This is a genomic window from Phenylobacterium composti DSM 19425, assembly GCF_059568645.1.
The window spans coordinates 71,374-88,274 of sequence record NZ_JCANTT010000020.1 but is presented as its reverse complement, the minus strand read 5'-3'; the positions used below and the strand labels follow the sequence as shown (position 1 = coordinate 88,274).

Here is a 16,901-nt window from a genome sequence, read left to right as displayed (position 1 = left end):
CTCAGCCGTCCGCCGAGGTTTCGGGGCCGCCTTCGGGCGGCCCTTTTCGTTTCGGCCGATAGCGCAGGACGAAGAAGCGCACCACCCGGGTAGCGATCAGGAAGCCGACGATCCAGCCGATCAGCACCACGTCGGTGCGGCCGAAGATCTCGATCAGGCTCCACAGCACCAGCAGGGCCACGGCCAGGGTGATCAGGTAATGGCGCGGGAAGGCGAACCTCAGGCTGTAGGGCTTGGCGGGCATCAGCTGGGCCAGGTCTCCGGGCTCATCGCCAGCACTTCGCCGGCGAAATGCAGCCCTCCGCAGACAAGGACGTGGGGCGCAGGGCCGTTCCCCGCCAGGGCCAGGCGCACCGCCGCGTCCACGTCGGGCGCCATCTCGGCGGGCAGGCCCACCTGCGCGGCGGCGGCGGCGATGTCTTCGGCCGGGGCCGCCTGGGGCGAATCAAAGGTGGTGGCGATCACCCGCGGCCGCATCTCGGCGAACGGACGGAAGAAGCCCTCCGCGTCCTTGCGGGCGAACATGCCCGTCACCAGCGTCAGGGGCCTGGGATCCCGGTCGATGATCCGAGTGGCCGCCTCGGCCAGCGCCCGACCGGCGTGTGGGTTGTGTCCCCCGTCCAGCCACAGGTCCGAGCCCCGCTGGCGGGCGAGTTCGGCGAGCGGCCCGGCCGTGAGCCGCTGCATCCGGGCAGGCCAGACGGCCGAGGAGACGCCGCGCCCCAGCACCTCATCGCTCAGGGCGGGGTCGAAGGTCAGGGCGGCGGCCACCGCCAGGCCCGCATTGTCGAACTGATAGCCGCCGAACAGGCTGGGGGCGGGCAGGTCCAGCAACCGCTCGGGCATCTGCACGAGCAGCCGGCCGCGCTCCTCCCAGGCGTCGAAGTCGGCGCCCATCTGGAGGATCGGCGCCATGCGGTCGTCCGCCTCCCGGGTGATCATCTCCAGGGCCTCGTCCATCTGGCGGGCGACCACCACCGGCCGGCGCGGCTTGATGATCCCGGCCTTCTCCCAGGCGATCTTGGCCAAGCCCGGCCCGAGCATCTCCAGATGGTCGTAGTCCACCGGGGTGATGACGCTCACCGCCGGGGCGTCGAAGACGTTGGTGGCGTCGAACCGGCCGCCCAGCCCCACCTCGATGATGCACAGGTCCGCCGGGGTCTCGGCGAACGCCAGCAGGGCCAGGACGGTGGTGATCTCGAAGAAGCTGATCTCGCCCCCGGCGTTGGCCGCCTCCACCCGGTCGGTAAGGGCCAGCAGCTCCTCGTCGCTGATCAGCCGCCCGGCCAGCCGGATCCGCTCGGCGAAGCGCACCAGGTGCGGCGAGGTCAGGCAGTGGACCTTAAGGCCCGCCGCCTCGCCGATGGCCCGCAGGTAGGCCGTGGTGGAGCCCTTGCCGTTGGTCCCCGCCACATGGATCACCGGCGGCAGGCGCTTTTCGGGATGGTCCAGGGCCGCCAGCAGCCGTTCCACCCGCCCCGTGGTCAGGTCGATCAGGGTCGGATGGTTGGCGCGCAGGCGCTGGATCACCGCGTCGGAGGCGCGGATCGGGTCGAAACCGGGATCGGGCTTCAGGTCAGGCGGCGGGGGAAAGACGCTCACGCCCCATCATAAGCGTCTTCAGGATCGAACTCAGCACGTCCGGCAGGTCCGCGCGCTTCACCACCTGGTCGATCATCCCGCGCTCCGCGAGGAATTCCGACTTCTGGAAGCCCGGCGGCAGGGTCTCGCGGATGGTCTGCTCGATCACCCGGCGGCCCGAGAAGCCGATGGTGGCCTTAGGCTCGGCCAGGTGGATGTCGCCCAGCATGGCGTAGGAGGCCAGCACCCCGCCGGTGGTGGGGTCGGTGAGCACGACGATGTAGGGCAGGCCGGCGGCCTTCACCTCGTTCAGGGCCAGGGTCGTGCGGGCCATCTGCATGAGGGACAGGGTGCCCTCCTGCATCCGCGCCCCGCCCGAGGCGGTGAAGATCACCAGGGGGACCTGCCGCTTCACGGCCTCGCGGGCCGCCGCAATGAACGCTTCGCCCGCGCCCATGCCGAGCGAGCCGCCCATGAAGTGGAAGTCCTGAACCATGACCACCGCCGGCTCGCCCTTGATGTGGCCATAGGCGGCGGCGATGGAATCCTGCTCGCCCGTGGCTTGCCGGGCCGCCTTCAGGCGCTCGGGGTATGAGCGGTCGTCGGGGAACTTGTGCGGATCCTCGACCACCGGCTCCCAGTCGATCTTCTCGAACACGCCGTCGTCGAAGGTGATCGACATCCGCTGGGCGGCGCCGATCCGCATGTGGTGGCCGGACGGAGTGACCCACAGGGCCGCCTCCAGGTCGGGCCGGTAGATCATCTCGCCCGTCTCGGGGCACTTCACCCAGAGGTTCTCGGGGGTTTCGCGCTTGGCGAAGTTTCGCACCCCGGGCGCGATCCGGGACAGCCAGCCCCGGCGTTCCCGCGTGCCGGCCGGACGGCCGGGCTTGTCGTTCCGCTGATCAGCCATCGCCATGGTTTTCAGACCGCCGTTTGGCTCGTTCGCGCGAGGCGCACAGCCTTAGCCAAGGATTGCACTTTGGAAAGAACTCGCACGGTCACGTCTTCGTTCATCTCCACTGCTTCGGCGACTTCGTCCACAAGCGCGGAGCCGACGACCACCGCATCGGCGACCTGGGCTACCTGCTTCGCCCTTTCCGGAGTCTTGATGCCGAAGCCCACCGCCACCGGCAGGCCCGAGGCCTTGCGGACCCGCTCCACATGGGGGGCGACGGCCGCCGCGTCGGCCTCCTTCACCCCGGTCACCCCGGCCACCGACACATAGTAGACGAAGCCCGAGGTGCGGCGCACCACCACCGGCAGGCGCGCATCGTCCGTGGTCGGCGTCGCCAAGCGAATCAGCGAGATCCCCACCGCGTCCAGGGCGTCGGCCAGCGGATCGGCTTCCTCGGGCGGGCAGTCCACCACGATCAGGCCGTCCACCCCGGCCTCGGCCGCCGCCTGGGCGAAGGGCGCCAGGCCCCAGCTGAAGATGGGATTCATGTAGCCCATCAGGATCACCGGCGTGGTCTCGTCGGTCTCCCGGAAGGCGCGAATCAGGTCCAGGGTCCCGCGGGTGCTCATGCCCTTCGCCAGGGCCCGCTGGGCGGCGCGCTGGATGGGAGGCCCCTCGGCCATGGGGTCGGAGAAGGGGAAGCCGACCTCGATCAGGTCGGCGCCGGCGGCCGGCAGGCCCGTCAGGATGGCGAGGGCGGTCTCCCGGTCAGGGTCGCCGGCCATCACATAGGGCACGAAGGCGGCGCGGCCCTCGGCCTTCAGGGCGGCGAACCGGGCGTCGATGCGGGCCTTGGTCAACGCGAACGCTCCACGACGGGCGGGTTGGGGACGTCGGTGTCGATCGCCACACGCACCTCGGCCCGGACCAGGAACCCCAGGAGGAATCCCATGACGGCCGAGCAGATGCAGGCGATGACGACGTGGAAACGGCTCAAATCTGGCGTCCCAGATGGGCGGCGACAGTGTTCACGTCCTTGTCGCCCCGCCCCGACAGGTTCACCACCACGACGCCGTCCTTGCCGATCTCGCGAGCGATGTCGCCCACCCGCGCCAGGGCGTGGGCGCTCTCGATGGCTGGCAGGATGCCCTCCAGCTTGGAGAGCAGCATGAAGGCGTCCAGGCTCTCCTGGTCAGTGGCCGTCAGATAGGTCGCCCGGCCCACGTCGTGCAGCCAGGCGTGCTCGGGCCCGATGCCGGGATAGTCGAGGCCGGCCGAGATCGAATGGGCCTCGGTGATCTGGCCGTCGTCGTCCTGCAGCAGATAGGTCATGTTCCCGTGCAGCACGCCCGGGCGGCCGCCGTTGATGGCCGCGGCGTGGCGCTCGGTGTCCAGGCCCTCGCCCGCGGCCTCGACGCCGTAGAGCTTCACCGAGGCGTCGTTCAGAAAGGGATGGAAGACGCCGATGGCGTTGGAGCCGCCGCCCACGCAGGCGACCACGGCGTCGGGCAGCCGGCCCTCGAGCGCCATCACCTGCTCGCGCACTTCCCGGCCGATCACCGCCTGGAAGTCGCGGACCATCTCCGGATAGGGGTGCATCCCCGCGGCCGTGCCGATCAGATAATAGGTGTCGTGGACGTTGGTGACCCAGTCGCGCAGCGCCTCGTTCATGGCGTCCTTCAAGGTCGCCGAACCCGAGGTCACCGGCCGCACTTCCGCGCCCAGCAGGTTCATCCGGAAGACGTTGGGCTTCTGCCGCTCCACGTCCACCGCGCCCATATAGACCACGCAGGGCAGGCCGAAGCGGGCGCAGACCGTGGCCGTGGCCACCCCGTGCTGGCCGGCGCCGGTCTCGGCGATGATCCGGGTCTTGCCCATCCGGCGGGCCAGCAGGATCTGGCCCATGCAGTTGTTGATCTTGTGCGAGCCGGTGTGGTTCAGCTCCTCGCGCTTCAGATAAATCTTCGCCCCGCCGAAGTGCTCGGTCAGGCGGGCGGCGAAATAGAGCGGCGAGGGCCGGCCCACATAGTGGGTGAGATAGCCCGACAGCTCGGCCTGGAAGGCGGGGTCCGCCTTGGCCTGGGCGTAGGCCGCGGTCAGCTCATGGACCAGCGGCATCAGGGTCTCGGGCACGTACTGGCCGCCGTAGTCCCCGAACCGCCCGTGGGCGTCGGGATAGGCGGAATAGTCGTTGGGTCGGGAAGGCGCGTTCAAAGCCGGGCTCTCAGGCGCGTCGGACGGCGTCGAGAAACGCCTGGATCAAGGCCGGGTCCTTTAGTCCGGGACCGCGCTCCACGCCAGAGGAAACGTCCACAAGCGGCGCCCCCGAGGCGGCGATGGCCTGCCCCACGTTCCACGGATTGAGGCCCCCGGCCAGGAACCAGGGGCGGGAGAAGCGCCGCCCCGCCAGCAGGCTCCAGTCGAAGGGCACGCCCAGCCCCCCTGGCCGATCGGCGTCCTTGGGCGGCTTGGTCTCGAACATCAGGTGCTCGGCCACCGGCTCGTAGGCGCCCGCCGCCTCCACGTCCGCCGCCTCGGCCACGGGCAGAACCTTGATCGCGCCGCGTCCGGTCCGCTGGGCGAGCTCCCGCACCCTCGCCGGCGGCTCCTTGCCGTGCAGCTGGATGAGGTCGGGCGAAAGGCCCGCCATGATGGCGTCGAGGGCGGCGTCCGTGGGGTCCACCGTCACCGCCACCACCTTCGCCCCCCGGGCGCGGATCGGCGGCGCGAGGCGTCCCGCCGTCTCGGGCGTGATGTTGCGGGGGCTCTTCTCGAAGAACATGAAGCCCACGAAGGCTGCGCCGCCGTCCAGGGCGGCCTGCACCGCCTCGGGCGTCGTCACCCCGCAGATCTTGGCCTTGGCCGTCATGGGGCCGGCTTAGTCGCTCGCCCGCCCCTTGGGCAAGCCTCGCGCCGGAAACAGAAAGGCCGCCCGGGTTCAGGCCGGGCGGCCTTCGCGTCTTGCTACTTCGCCTGCTGGGCCTTGAGCAGGTCGCGGATCTCGATGAGCACCGACTCCTCGGGGGTCGGGGCCGGCGGGGCGGCCTCCGCCTCGGGCTCCTCGTGCCGGTTGCGGCGGATGGCGTTGACCACCTTCACCAGCATGAACACCGCCCAGGCGACGATCAGGAACTTGATGCAGGTGTTGACGAAAGCGCCGTACTGGATGGCCACCGCGTCCACCTCGGGGGTGGCCGGATTGTCCGCCTTCAGCACCCACTTCAGGTCCGAGAAGTCGATGCCCGACAGCAGAAGGCCGATCGGCGGCATAATGATGTTGTCCACCAGGGCGGTGACAATGTCGTTGAACGCCGCACCGACAACGACGCCGACCGCCAGGTCGATGACATTGCCGCGGGCGATGAACTCACGGAATTCGGAGACGATGCTCACGCGCGGCTCCCAGACGCTAGGGGTTACGATTCTTCGACATTGAGCCGCTCGCGCAGCTCCTTGCCGCTCTTGAAGAACGGCACGTGCTTGGCGCGGACGTCAACGGGTTCGCCGGTGCGCGGATTGCGGCCGGCGCGGGCCTCGCGCGAGCGCACCGACAGGGCCCCGAAGCCACGCAGCTCCACGCGCCCGCCCTGCTCGAGGGCTTCGATCATCCGCTCCAGAATCACGCCCACGACGCGCTCGATGTCGCGCTGGGTGAGGTGCGGGTTCTCTTCGGCGAGTTTCGCGATCAGCTCTGACTTGATCATGAGGCCCCTCGAACCGGCGCGACCATGGGCGACTCTCCCCCCGGGTTCAAGGCGGAAAAAGGGTTTACGCCGGACGCAGGGTCAAGCCGGCGCGGGCCGACGCGCATGAAAAAGGCCCCGCCCGGCGGACCGGACGGGGCCTCTTCAGTTCAACCCTTGAGAGGCTGGACTATTCCTTCTGGGCCTTCTCGCGGAGAGCCGCGCCCAGGATGTCGCCGAGCGAGGCGCCCGAGTCGGACGAGCCGAACTGCTCGATGGCTTCCTTCTCTTCGGCCATTTCCAGCGCCTTGATCGACAGCGAGACGCGGCGGGCGGCCTTGTCCACGTTGGTGATCTGGGCGTCGACGCGGTCACCCACGGCGAAGCGCTCGGGACGCTGGTCGGCGCGGTCGCGCGACAGGTCCGACTTGCGGATGAAGGCGGTCATCGGCGCATCGTCCTCGCCGAACCGCACCTCGATGCCGCCCGAGGTGACCTCGGTGACGGTGCAGGTGACGGTCTGGCCCTTGCGGAAGCTGTCGCCCGACATCGGGTCGCCGCTGAGCTGCTTGATGCCCAGCGAGATGCGCTCCTTCTCGACGTCCACGTCCAGGACCTTCGCCTTGACGACGTCGCCCTTGCTGTAGCGCGCCATGGCTTCTTCGCCCGACACGGCCCAGTCGAGGTCCGACAGGTGCACCATGCCGTCGATGTCGTTGTCCAGGCCGATGAACAGGCCGAACTCGGTGGCGTTCTTGACCTCGCCTTCCACGACCGAACCGATCGGATGGGCCTCCAGGAAGGCCTCCCACGGATTGGCCATGGCCTGCTTCAGGCCCAGCGACACCCGACGCTTGGACGGATCGACGTCCAGGACGACGACTTCCACTTCCTGCGAGGTGGAGACGATCTTGCCGGGGTGGACGTTCTTCTTGGTCCACGACATTTCCGACACGTGCACCAGGCCTTCCACGCCCGGCTCCAGCTCCACGAAGGCGCCGTAGTCGGTGATGTTGGTGATGCGGCCGGTGAACTTGGCGCCGACCGGGTACTTGGCTTCCACGCCATCCCACGGGTCGGACTGCAGCTGCTTCATGCCGAGCGAGATGCGCTGGGTCTCGGGATTGATCTTGACGATCTGCACCTTGACCGTGTCGCCCACCGCCAGGACCTGGCTCGGGTGGTTGACGCGCTTCCAGCTCATGTCGGTGACGTGCAGCAGGCCGTCGATGCCGCCCAGGTCCACGAACGCACCGTAGTCGGTGATGTTCTTGACCACGCCTTCGCGGACTTCACCCTCTTGCAGCTGCGACACCAGCTCGGTGCGCTGCTCGGCGCGGGCTTCTTCCAGGATGGCGCGACGCGACACGACGATGTTGCCGCGCGGACGGTCCATCTTGAGGATGGCGAAGGGCTGTTCCTTCCCCATCAGCGGGCCGACGTCGCGGACCGGACGGATGTCCACCTGCGAGCCCGGCAGGAAGGCCGAGGCGCCGCCCAGGTCGACGGTGAAGCCGCCCTTCACGCGGCCGACGATCACGCCCATGACGGGCTCGTTGCGCTCGTAGACGGCTTCCAGGCGCGTCCAGGCTTCCTCGCGGCGGGCCTTCTCGCGGCTGATCACCGCCTCGCCCATGGCGTTCTCGACGCGCTCCAGGAACACCTCGACGGTGTCGCCGGCCTTCAGGGCGGGCTTGTCCTCGCCGGGGGCGGCGAATTCCTTCAGAGCCACGCGGCCTTCGGTCTTCAGACCGACGTCCACGATGGCGAAGTCCTTCTCGATGCCCACGACGGTGCCGCGCACCACCTGGCCTTCCATGATGTCGCGGCCGCCCAGCGACTCGTTGAGCAGCGCGGCGAAGTCGTCGCGCGAGGGGTTGAGGCTAAGATCGTCAGCCATAGGGGTCTTTCGTTCGAATGGGACGCGAGGCCCAGGGCGTGATGGCCCAGGCGGAGTCCGCGCGTCGGGTTAAGGGATGTAATCTGCCCGCGGCCGTCCCGGAGGCCTGGCGCGGTTGGATTTGCTTACCGGGAGGGTCCCTCTTGGGCCTTGTCCCAGCGGGCGCGCGCCGCCTCGACGATGCGGCGGGCCGCATCGAAGGCGCGGTCTATACTCAAATCGGACGTATCCAGCAAGACAGCGTCGGGCGCCGGCTTCATGGGCGCGTCGGCCCGACCGCCGTCCCGGGCGTCCCGCCGCTGGATGTCGGCCAGCACCTCCTCATAGGCCACGGCCTCGCCCTGGGCGGTCAGCTGCTTCCACCGCCGCTCGGCCCGGACCTCGGGACTGGCGGTCACATAGAGCTTGGCCGGCGCCTCGGGGGCGATCACCGTCCCCTGGTCACGGCCGTCCAGCACCGCCCCCTCCGGCCGGCGGGCGAAGCCCACCTGCAGGTCGAACAGGGCCTGGCGCACCGGCGGATGGACGGCGACCCGGCTCGCCGCCTCTCCGGCTCCCCGGGTGCGAAACGCCGGATCGTCCAGCGCCTCGGCGGTGAGGTCCTGGGCGATGGCCGCCGTCGCCTCGGCGTCGTCCAGATCGACGCCCGCCCGCTCGGCCAGCACGCCCACCGCCCGGTAAAGCAGGCCGGTGTCCAGCATCGGCAGGCCGTAGTGGGCCGCAAGCCGGCTGGCGATCGTCCCCTTGCCCGAGGCCGCCGGCCCGTCCACCGTGATCACGAAGCCGCTCATGCCGTCGCCGGCTCGTCGCTGGCGATCTTCGCACCCAGGCCCTGCATCAGGTCGGTGAAGCCCGGGAAGCTGGTGGCGATCATGCCGGGCTCGTCCACGGTCACCGGCTGGTCCGAGGCCATCCCGAGGACGAGGTGAGACATGGCGATCCGGTGATCGCCGTGGGTGGTCACCCGCCCGCCGCCGCGCACCTTGCCCGCGCCGCCGGTGACGATCAGGCCCTCGGGCTCCTCCTCAACCTCGACGCCGCAGGCGGAAAGCCCCGCCGCCATCAGGGCGATGCGGTCGCTCTCCTTCACCCGCATCTCGCCGATGCCGCGCATCACCGTCCGCCCCGAGGCGAAGGCCGCCGCCACCGCCAGGATCGGATATTCGTCGATCATCGCCGGGGCGCGCTCGGGCGGCACCTCCACGCCTTCCAGTTCGGAATAGCAGGCGGTGACGTCGGCCACCGTCTCGCCGCCCTCGTCGCGAACGTTGGTCACCGCCAGGTCCGCCCCCATCTCGCCCAGGGTCTCCAGGAGACCGATGCGAAGCGCGTTCAGCAGCATCCCCTGCACCGTCACCGTCGAGCCGGGGGTGATCAGGGCCGCCACCAGCGGGAAGGCCGCCGAGGACGGGTCGCCCGGCACATGCACGCGAATGCCCTTCAGCGTCTGGCCGGGGCGCAGCACGATCCGCCGCCCCGGACCCTCCTCGGAAACCTCCACCTCCGCGCCGAAGCCGCGCAGCATCCGCTCGGTGTGATCCCGGGTCGCCTCGGGCTCGATCACCTCGCAGCCCTGGCCGTTCAGCCCGGCCAGCAGGATCGCCGACTTCACCTGCGCCGACGGCTCGGGCAGGCGATAGGACAGGCTCCGCAGGCCGCCGCCCTTCAGGGTCAGGGGCAGCCGCCCGCCCGACCGGCAGGTCCAGCTCGCCCCCATCTCGCCGAGGGGCCGCAGCACCCGGTTCATGGGCCGGCTGCGCAGGGAGGCGTCGCCGGTGAAGGTCACGGCCAGGTCGAAGCCGGCCGCTGCGCCCATGATCAGCCGCACGCCGGTGCCGGCGTTGCCGCAATCGATCACGTCCGCGGGTTCGGCGAAGCCGCCCTTGCCCTCGACGCGCCAGCGGCCCTCGCCGGTGCGCTCGACCCCGGCGCCGAAGGCCTGCATGGCGGCCGCCGTGCGGCGAACATCGTCGCCTTCGAGCAGGCCCTCGATCTCGGTCACCCCTTCGGCGAGGGCGCCGAGGATGAGCGCGCGGTGGCTGATGGATTTGTCGCCCGGAGCGCGCACGGTCCCCGTCAGGGACCCTGCGCGGCTGGCGGTCAGGTGCGCCGCCGTCATGTGCTGGAAACGAGCCTCCGGAATACGCGAAATGTCACAAGGGGGATTGCTTTGACAGCGGCCTTCGCGCGTGGCAAGGGAGCCCGCTTTTCCGCGCTACCTTCAACAGAGGGCCGTCGCCTTTGGCCAATCCCGAGCTGGGCACGAAGCAAATCTGCCCGAACTGCCAAGCCAAGTTCTACGACCTGGGCAAGCGCCCTGCGCACTGCCCGAAGTGCCACTCCGAATTCGATCCTGACGAGGCCGTGCGCAACCGCCGCGTCCGCGCCCGCGCCGTCACGCCCGACACCGAGGCCGACGACGAACGCGAGGATCAGGTCACCGACGAGACCGAGCGCGACGAGGACGAAGAAGAGGACATCGCGACTCCGGAACTCGACGAGGTGGCCGACGAGCCGCCGCTGGTCACCGATGACGACGATGATTCGGCCGAGCCCGGCCCGGCCGTCACCGAGGATCTCGGCGAGTTCACGGACGACGAGGAAGTCGCCGACGACGTGCAGTTCCTCGAGGATGAAGAGGACGACGACTTCGACGATTCCGAGATCGAAGGCCTGCCTGACGAGGGTGATGACGAGGATCGATAGGCCGACGAAAAAAAGCTCAAAAGACGGGCTTGATCGTACGAACCGAGTTGAATAGGTTCCGCGCCTTCCCGGCGGCCAACAGCCGGGAAGGACTTCGGTCTCCGGGGCTATAGCTCAGTTGGTAGAGCGCTTGAATGGCATTCAAGAGGTCAGCGGTTCGACTCCGCTTAGCTCCACCATGAAGGCCCGCCGGTAACGCCGGCGGGCCTTCTCCTTTTCCGGGGCATGGCGATCTTCACCCCGGCGGGTGCAGCGACTGCGCCCCCACGCCCAGCAGGGCGATTCGCGCCCGGGTGGAGGCCTCCAGGATCGGCCGCGGCCGGGTCAGGAACTCCGACAGCGGCATGCCGAGGAATCGGTGGCAGTCGCGCAGGAAGTGCGAGTGGTCGTGGTAGCGGGGGTCGAGCCGCCCGACCTTGGGGCCGTCCCCCGCTTCGCGCAGCGCCATCAGGGTGCGGGTGAATCGCTGCCGGCGCAGCAGCAGCTTCGGCGTCAGGCCGAACACCGCCTGGGCGATTCGCGCCACCTGGCGGGCGGAGAGGCCCAAGGCCTCGGCGATGTCCTCCACCCGCGCCGTCTCCGGATCGTTCAGCAGCTGGTGGACGGCGAGCAGCACCGGCCGGGGCTCGCCGCTCCGGGCCAGCCGGTCGGCGAAATAGGCGTCCAGGGCCCCGGCCAGGGCCGCATCCTCGTCGCAGGCCCGCAACCGGGCGAGCAGCGCCTCGGCGTCGCCCACCAGCGTCTCCAGCGGAGAGATGCGATCGGCGAATCGCGCCGCGTCGGCCCCGAACAGCCGCACCCAGCCCAGAGGCGTGATTCCCGCCCCGACCAGCCGCCCCCAGGTCGCCCGCACCCGCGCCGCCCGGCTGGTCACGCCGAACAGGGCCGCGGACGGCACAGGCTCGAAGCCGGGCGCGCCGAGCTGCGCCGTCCAGCCGGGGCCGGCCAGGGTGAAACGCAGGTTCGTCCAGCCGGGATAGAAGAGGTCCTCGACCGGCCGCTCGGCGTCCGCCTGGATCTCCACGACGTGATAGGCCGAGACGTAGGGCCGCAGGGGCGCGGCCGGCAGGCGGTAGCGCAGCTCCACCGCGGGGCCCTGGGCGGACATGGGCGCGATGCTGTTCGTGACGGCCTCCCCAGGCCTGCTGTGGGCGCACCTCGGTACCCGACCAGCGGCCCCGCCATGTCGGATAATTACAATGCCCCCTGTCCAGCGCCTGTTAGTTGAACCTCGCGCGCCGGCCGCCCGCCGGCCCTGGGGGAAAGTCCGTTCATGCGTCGCCGTCTCGCCGTCCTGCTGCTGTCTCTTCCCGCCGTCTCCGCCGCCGCCATGGCCGCGCCGCTCACGCCCAACCACGGCGCCGTCGCCTATTCCGGCTCGCTCACTGATTCGGACGGCCGTCCCGGCAGCTTCACGGTGGAGGCCCAGCTGCGCGCCGGCGACTTCACCGGCCGGGCCCGGGTGGTCACCGCCGACTACACGGTGGAAGGGCCGCTGAAGCACGGCTTCCTGGAGAACGGCCGCTGCCTCTTCCGGGTGGAGCAGGGCCGCAGCCGCGCCGAACTCACCGGCAAGTGCGACAGCGACCGCATCGAAGGGCGCTTCGAGAGCTTCCACGCCGGCGATCTCAAGACCGGGACCTTCACCGGAACCGGCAAGGCCGCCCGCGCCCCGGCGGCGGCGGCCGTCGTTCCCCTGCCCACGGCCAAGCTCACATGCGCCTATCAGGACCGCCGCATCGGCGTCGGCCTCGGCCAGACCACCGAATACAGCCTCGCCTTCAGCAAGATGGTCAGCCTGACCCTCGCCCCCGCCGGGACCTACCAGGCCGGCGCCTCGGCGAGCGGGCGCTATGTCCGCAGCGGCAATGAGATCCGCCTCCAGACCGGCCCCTGGGCCGGGGCCGTGGGCGCCGTCGAGCGCGACCGGTCGGGCGAGCCGGCCATCGTCTTCCACATCGAGCAGAACCGCCGGCCGGACGGGGTCCACCGCATCGATCCCTACACCACCCGCTGCACCCGGGCCCGCTGAGGGCGCCGTCGCGCCAGCCGGCTTTACGGCCCTTTCGGCGCGCCCTTAAGCTTCCGCCCATGCTGAGATCCGCCCTGACGCCGCCGCTCCTGGCCCTCGCCGGCCTCGCCCTCGCGCTCACGGCCTGCGACGAGCCCAAGGACCGCCGCGGCAAGGCGCCGCCGGTGGAGGCGGGCGCGCCGCCCCGCCCGCCCCAGCCCGCCTGGGCCGCCGACTATCTGGGCAAGGGCCTGCGCCAGCTGTTCCCCGAGGAGGGCGAGTGCGTGGGCAACACCGAGGCCGTGGAGGCCCGCTACGCCGACGGCGCCGCCATCATCGGCTGGGGCGCCGATACGGCCACCCGCGCCGCCGTGGGCCGCATCGTGCTGGTGGACGAGGCCTATCGGGTGGTGGGCGCCGGCGAGACCGGCCTGTCCCGCCCCGACGTGCCGGCCGCCCGGCCCGAGATCACGGATTCCGCCACGGGCTGGCGGGCCATCGCCACGGTCGCCTCCGGCGCCCTCGACGCCTATGGGGTCACCCACGACGGCAAGGGCGCCTGCAAGCTCGGCCACATCGCCTTCTGACGCGACCCGGAGCGGCCTTCAGCGGGCCTCGACCGGCCCCTGCCATGTGATCCCGGGCATGCCGCTGGAGTCGTAAAAGGCCACCGCCCCGCGGGCGAAGTAGTGGCAGACGATGGAGCGCCGCGACTTCTCGGGGTGCAGCCGCACCGAGCCGGCATGCATCAGGTTCTCGTGCCAGATCAGCACCGTGCCGGCCTTGGGCCGGTAGGGCTCGGCCGTGAGGCCCTTCTCGGCCAGCAGGGCGCTCCAGCGGGGGATCACCGTCCGGCCGAAGGCGTCCCAGTCCTCGTCCTGCACCTTCGGCAGGCCCACCGAGTTCATATAGACCCGCGGCAGGCGGTGGCTGCCCGGATAGACCGCCAGTTCGCCCGAGCCCTCCTGCACGTCCTCCAGGGCGGTCCAGACCCCGCACATCATCCCGGCCGGGAACGGGGTCAGGTGGATGGTGTCCTGGTGGTGGTCCTGCTGCGAGCCGAAGACGTAGCTCAGGGACTGGCAGGGCGCGGCGGGCGCGTCGAAGATCAGGTTGAGCAGCTTCAGGACCTTAGGATTGAGCCACAGGTCGCGGACCGCCGGGAACTCCAGGTGCAGGTTGCGGATGCGCTGGCTCGAGCCCCACTCGTAGCCCTCGATCTTCCGCGCCACGGCCTCGTCGAGGGCCGCGTTGAGCCGCGCCACCTCGTCCGGCGGGATCAGGCCCTCCAGCACCAGGAAACCGCGCTCCACGAACTGGCGCAGGGCGGCGGTCTCCTCGGGCCCCGCCCGGCCGGTCCTGCCGAGCTCGGCCAGGTGCGCCTCCACCGCCTCAGGCTCCCGGTCGAACCAGGCGGTCAGCCGCGGGTCGTCGTAGTCGTAGGCGGCCGCATCCAGCACATCGACGATCAGCGGCACGCCCGTGGCCTTCAGGCTCTCGGCCACCGCCGCCGCCAGCCGCCCTTCGTTGCGGACCTTCACCGTCAGTCGGCGCTCGGTCAGGGTCGTCCCGTCGCGGACGACCGCCACCGTCACCGTGGCGGGACCGTCGGCCAGGAGGTGGCCGTGCAGGGCCACCCAGGTCCGCTGCACCGGCCCCAACTCCACGGCCCGGCGGTAGGTCCCCGCAGCAACGCCCGGGGCCGCCCAGGCCGCCGTCGCCACCAGCTCGGCGGGCCCTTCTGCGGCCTCGCCGGCTCCGAGCTCGATATCGATGATGATCAGGCCCGCCGTCGGCTCATGCTCGGCCGACGACCTGGCGATCAGGAACGGGGCGCCGCGCCGCGCGATGGCCTTGGGCGCCCGGGGTTTCAGGAGATTCAGAAGCGTGCGCACGCGCGTACGGAATCCTTGCGCCGCCGCAGAGGTCAATGGGCGGCGCCGTTGCAACACCGGCCCCAGCCCCCCAAATAACCGAAGGTCCGGCCCCGCCGCGCCGAAGTCGGGCGGCAGGACCGGAGAGTCGCTTCTTTCGAGGGCTCTGAAGACGAATGAACCGGTCCCTGATTTTCGACAGCCCCTTCCTGCTGGGCTTCGAGCACACCCGCAGCCTCATCGAGCGTGCGGCCAAGGCGGCGGCGGAGAGCTATCCGCCCTACAACGTCGAGGACCGCGGCGGCGGCGACCTGCGCATCACCCTGGCGGTGGCCGGCTTCTCCCCCGACCAGCTGCAGGTGACCGTCGAGGACCGCCAGCTCGTGGTCACGGGCAAGCGGGACGGGGCCGGATCCAAGTCCGAGGAGTCCTACCTCCACCGCGGCATCGCCGCCCGCGGCTTCGTCCGCAGCTTCGTGCTGGCGGACGGGATGGTGGTGGAAGGGGCGAGCCTGGAGCACGGCCTGCTCCACATCGACCTCGCCCGGCCGGAACCGGAAAGGCGGGTGCAGACGATCCCGATCCGGACCGCCGGCTGAGGCGCTGATGCAGAACTGACACATGCGTCGCCGGAATTTCCGGGACGTGCAGCAATCGAACGGCCGGCTGAACCGGCGACCGTTCGAGGCGTTGAGCTAAATGGAGGTGGTCATGATGACGCCTGTACTTTCGACCGAAGCCTTTGCGGCGCTGGGCGCCCCGCATCTGGTCTATGTGCGCCCCGTGAAGGCCGCCGAGATCTTGGCCAGCGTGCCGACGGCCCAGGTCCAGGGCTTCGAGCTCGACCCTGAGCAGACCCTCTATGCGGTCCACCGGGCCGACGGCGAGCGCCTCGCCGTCCTCACCGACCGCGAGTCGGCCGTGGCCGCGGCCCTGGCCCACGAACTGGCGCCGGTGTCGGTCCACTAACGGCCGCGCAGCGACCCCCAACTCATGGCAAAGGCCGGCGGGAAACCGCCGGCCTTTTCGCATGTCCGGTCGTCAGCGGCTCGGCGACGGCCCAGCGGGCTCAGGCCGCCGAGCGCGCGGGGTTCTGCACCAGCAGGGCGTAGATGGCGTCGGTGGTGCGGGCCTGGCGCAACTGCTCGCGCAGCTCGGCCTGGCGCAGCAGGCGGGACACCCGGGCCAGAGCTCGCAGGTGCTCGGCCCCGGCGTCCGGCGGGGCGAACAGGGCGAACACCAGGTCCACCGGCGTGTCGTCCACCGACTCGAAGTCCACGGGCTGCTCCAGCCGCACGAAGACGCCGCGCATGCCGTCCAGGCCTTCGAGCCGCGCATGCGGCACGGCCACGCCATAGCCCACGCCCGTGGAGCCGGCGTCTTCCCGCTCCTGAAGGGCGGCGAGGATGTCGCCCGCGTCGAGCTCAAGCCTGCGCGCGGCGATCTCGGCGACCACGGCAAGGACCTGGCGTTTGCTGGACGCGCTGACGCGCAGGGAGATCGCGGAGCGATCGAGAAGGTCGCCGATGTTCATTCTTCTCAGTACTCGGAAGGAAGCCGTCGGTCCCGGCTCTGGCGGCCCGGTGGGACGGCTCAATAGGCAGCGCTACGGGGCTGAAGCGGTTTCGTCCCCATCGAGCCCGTCACGGTTCTTGGTCCGCGCCGGGTCGATCCAGCCGATGTTTCCATCGGCGCGGCGATATACCACCGAGAGTCCGTCATGCGCAGCGTTTCGGAACACAATTGCTTGAGCCTCGGTCAGGTCGAGTTCCATCACCGCCATTGAAACGGTCATCCGCCGGATCGGTTTCTCGGTTTCGGCGATGACCATCGGCTCGGGGAAGGCCTGTTCCCCGTCGTCCTCGTCCTCGTCGTCGTCATCGTCGAGGTCCAGCGGGGCGAGGACGAAGTAGGCGGCGCTTTCGGCCTGCTTGGCCACCGCCTGCTGGTGGTGGTCCTTCAGCCGGTTTTTGTACCGCCGGATGCGCTTCACCATCTTCTGCAGCGCCACGTCGAAGGCCATGTGGGCGTCGCCGCCCACCCCTTGAGTGTTGAGCTGCTGACCCGAAGCCAGGGTGACGACGCAGTCGACCTTGAAGGAGTTGCCCTCCTTGGTGATCACCACGTCAGCGGCGCCGCCGCGGTCGAAGTACTTCTCGATGCTGGCCGAGAGTTCGTCGGTGACTCGCGTGCGCAGAGCCTCCCCGACGTCCATTTGTTTGCCGGTGACCTGGACTTGCATGACACT

General features: G+C 70.2%; 21 protein-coding genes and 1 tRNA gene. 6 read left to right on the top strand and 16 right to left on the bottom strand.

The features are described 5' to 3' along the window. Position 1: 1 nt before the first annotated feature. From BO64_RS15895 to aroA, 12 genes are all read right to left on the bottom strand, one after another. Positions 2–244: a hypothetical protein gene (locus BO64_RS15895; protein ID WP_496404286.1), complete on the bottom strand. Its 243-nt coding sequence runs from the start codon at positions 242–244 to the stop codon at positions 2–4. Beyond that, on the bottom strand, positions 244–1,602 hold the full coding sequence (locus BO64_RS15890) for a bifunctional folylpolyglutamate synthase/dihydrofolate synthase (RefSeq protein WP_496404285.1): 1,359 nt from the start codon (positions 1,600–1,602) through the stop codon (positions 244–246). Before BO64_RS15890 ends, BO64_RS15895 begins: the two co-directional genes overlap by 1 nt. Continuing rightward, positions 1,577–2,500: an acetyl-CoA carboxylase, carboxyltransferase subunit beta gene (gene accD / locus BO64_RS15885; RefSeq protein WP_496404284.1), complete on the bottom strand. Its 924-nt coding sequence runs from the start codon at positions 2,498–2,500 to the stop codon at positions 1,577–1,579. Before accD ends, BO64_RS15890 begins: the two co-directional genes overlap by 26 nt. A gap of 5 nt (positions 2,501–2,505) precedes the next feature. Further along, positions 2,506–3,339 (bottom strand): tryptophan synthase subunit alpha, encoded by an 834-nt coding sequence (gene trpA / locus BO64_RS15880; protein ID WP_496404283.1) that lies wholly within the window; start codon positions 3,337–3,339, stop codon positions 2,506–2,508. Next, positions 3,336–3,476, bottom strand: coding sequence for a hypothetical protein (locus BO64_RS15875; protein ID WP_496404282.1), 141 nt, complete (start codon positions 3,474–3,476; stop codon positions 3,336–3,338). The genes trpA and BO64_RS15875 overlap by 4 nt, the downstream gene beginning before the upstream one ends. Continuing rightward, positions 3,473–4,693, bottom strand: coding sequence for a tryptophan synthase subunit beta (gene trpB / locus BO64_RS15870; protein WP_496404281.1), 1,221 nt, complete (start codon positions 4,691–4,693; stop codon positions 3,473–3,475). Before trpB ends, BO64_RS15875 begins: the two co-directional genes overlap by 4 nt. A 10-nt stretch (positions 4,694–4,703) precedes the next feature. Next, positions 4,704–5,348, bottom strand: a complete 645-nt coding sequence (locus BO64_RS15865; protein WP_496404280.1) for a phosphoribosylanthranilate isomerase — start codon at positions 5,346–5,348, stop codon at positions 4,704–4,706. A gap of 95 nt (positions 5,349–5,443) precedes the next feature. After that, positions 5,444–5,872, bottom strand: a complete 429-nt coding sequence (gene mscL / locus BO64_RS15860; protein WP_496404279.1) for a large-conductance mechanosensitive channel protein MscL — start codon at positions 5,870–5,872, stop codon at positions 5,444–5,446. Between the two features lie 23 nt (positions 5,873–5,895). Continuing rightward, positions 5,896–6,183 carry an integration host factor subunit beta gene (locus BO64_RS15855; protein ID WP_496404278.1) on the bottom strand — a complete coding sequence of 96 codons (288 nt, stop codon included), beginning with the start codon at positions 6,181–6,183 and terminating at the stop codon, positions 5,896–5,898. A gap of 169 nt (positions 6,184–6,352) precedes the next feature. Continuing rightward, on the bottom strand, positions 6,353–8,062 hold the full coding sequence (gene rpsA, locus BO64_RS15850; RefSeq protein ID WP_496404277.1) for a 30S ribosomal protein S1: 1,710 nt from the start codon (positions 8,060–8,062) through the stop codon (positions 6,353–6,355). 125 nt (positions 8,063–8,187) lie between these two features. After that, positions 8,188–8,853 carry a (d)CMP kinase gene (gene cmk, locus BO64_RS15845; protein WP_496404276.1) on the bottom strand — a complete coding sequence of 222 codons (666 nt, stop codon included), beginning with the start codon at positions 8,851–8,853 and terminating at the stop codon, positions 8,188–8,190. Then, complete coding sequence (gene aroA / locus BO64_RS15840) at positions 8,850–10,181, bottom strand: 3-phosphoshikimate 1-carboxyvinyltransferase (protein ID WP_496404275.1); 1,332 nt, start codon at positions 10,179–10,181, stop codon at positions 8,850–8,852. Before aroA ends, cmk begins: the two co-directional genes overlap by 4 nt. 122 nt (positions 10,182–10,303) lie before the next feature. On the opposite strand from aroA, the gene BO64_RS15835 reads away from it, so the two are divergent. Continuing rightward, on the top strand, positions 10,304–10,768 hold the full coding sequence (locus BO64_RS15835; protein WP_496404274.1) for a TIGR02300 family protein: 465 nt from the start codon (positions 10,304–10,306) through the stop codon (positions 10,766–10,768). Between the two features lie 103 nt (positions 10,769–10,871). Then, positions 10,872–10,947: transfer RNA gene (locus tag BO64_RS15830), tRNA-Ala, on the top strand. Between the two features lie 56 nt (positions 10,948–11,003). Here the strand turns inward: BO64_RS15830 and BO64_RS15825 are convergent. Continuing rightward, positions 11,004–11,876 (bottom strand): AraC family transcriptional regulator, encoded by an 873-nt coding sequence (locus tag BO64_RS15825; RefSeq protein WP_496404273.1) that lies wholly within the window; start codon positions 11,874–11,876, stop codon positions 11,004–11,006. Positions 11,877–12,041: 165 nt separating this feature from the next. On the opposite strand from BO64_RS15825, the gene BO64_RS15820 reads away from it, so the two are divergent. Together BO64_RS15820 and BO64_RS15815 are read left to right on the top strand one after the other, a co-directional pair. Further along, entirely contained in the window at positions 12,042–12,800 is a 759-nt protein-coding gene (locus tag BO64_RS15820) for a hypothetical protein (protein ID WP_496404272.1), read from the top strand. Positions 12,801–12,859: 59 nt separating this feature from the next. Next, positions 12,860–13,366 (top strand): hypothetical protein, encoded by a 507-nt coding sequence (locus BO64_RS15815; protein ID WP_496404271.1) that lies wholly within the window; start codon positions 12,860–12,862, stop codon positions 13,364–13,366. 18 nt (positions 13,367–13,384) lie between these two features. On the opposite strand, the gene BO64_RS15810 is transcribed toward BO64_RS15815, so the two are convergent. Then, the gene (locus tag BO64_RS15810; protein WP_496404270.1) at positions 13,385–14,674 is read right to left on the bottom strand and encodes a phytanoyl-CoA dioxygenase family protein; all 1,290 of its coding nucleotides are present in this window, start codon (positions 14,672–14,674) and stop codon (positions 13,385–13,387) included. Positions 14,675–14,829: 155 nt separating this feature from the next. Between BO64_RS15810 and BO64_RS15805 the strand changes: the two genes are divergently transcribed. Both BO64_RS15805 and BO64_RS15800 read left to right on the top strand, forming a co-directional pair. Beyond that, complete coding sequence (locus BO64_RS15805; protein WP_496404269.1) at positions 14,830–15,252, top strand: Hsp20 family protein; 423 nt, start codon at positions 14,830–14,832, stop codon at positions 15,250–15,252. Between the two features lie 100 nt (positions 15,253–15,352). Further along, complete coding sequence (locus BO64_RS15800; RefSeq protein ID WP_496404268.1) at positions 15,353–15,622, top strand: DUF1150 family protein; 270 nt, start codon at positions 15,353–15,355, stop codon at positions 15,620–15,622. Between the two features lie 100 nt (positions 15,623–15,722). On the opposite strand, the gene BO64_RS15795 is transcribed toward BO64_RS15800, so the two are convergent. Then, entirely contained in the window at positions 15,723–16,187 is a 465-nt protein-coding gene (locus tag BO64_RS15795) for a PTS sugar transporter subunit IIA (protein ID WP_496404267.1), read from the bottom strand. Positions 16,188–16,259: 72 nt separating this feature from the next. Then, positions 16,260–16,895 (bottom strand): ribosome hibernation-promoting factor, HPF/YfiA family, encoded by a 636-nt coding sequence (gene hpf / locus BO64_RS15790; protein ID WP_496404266.1) that lies wholly within the window; start codon positions 16,893–16,895, stop codon positions 16,260–16,262. Positions 16,896–16,901 lie beyond the last annotated feature (6 nt).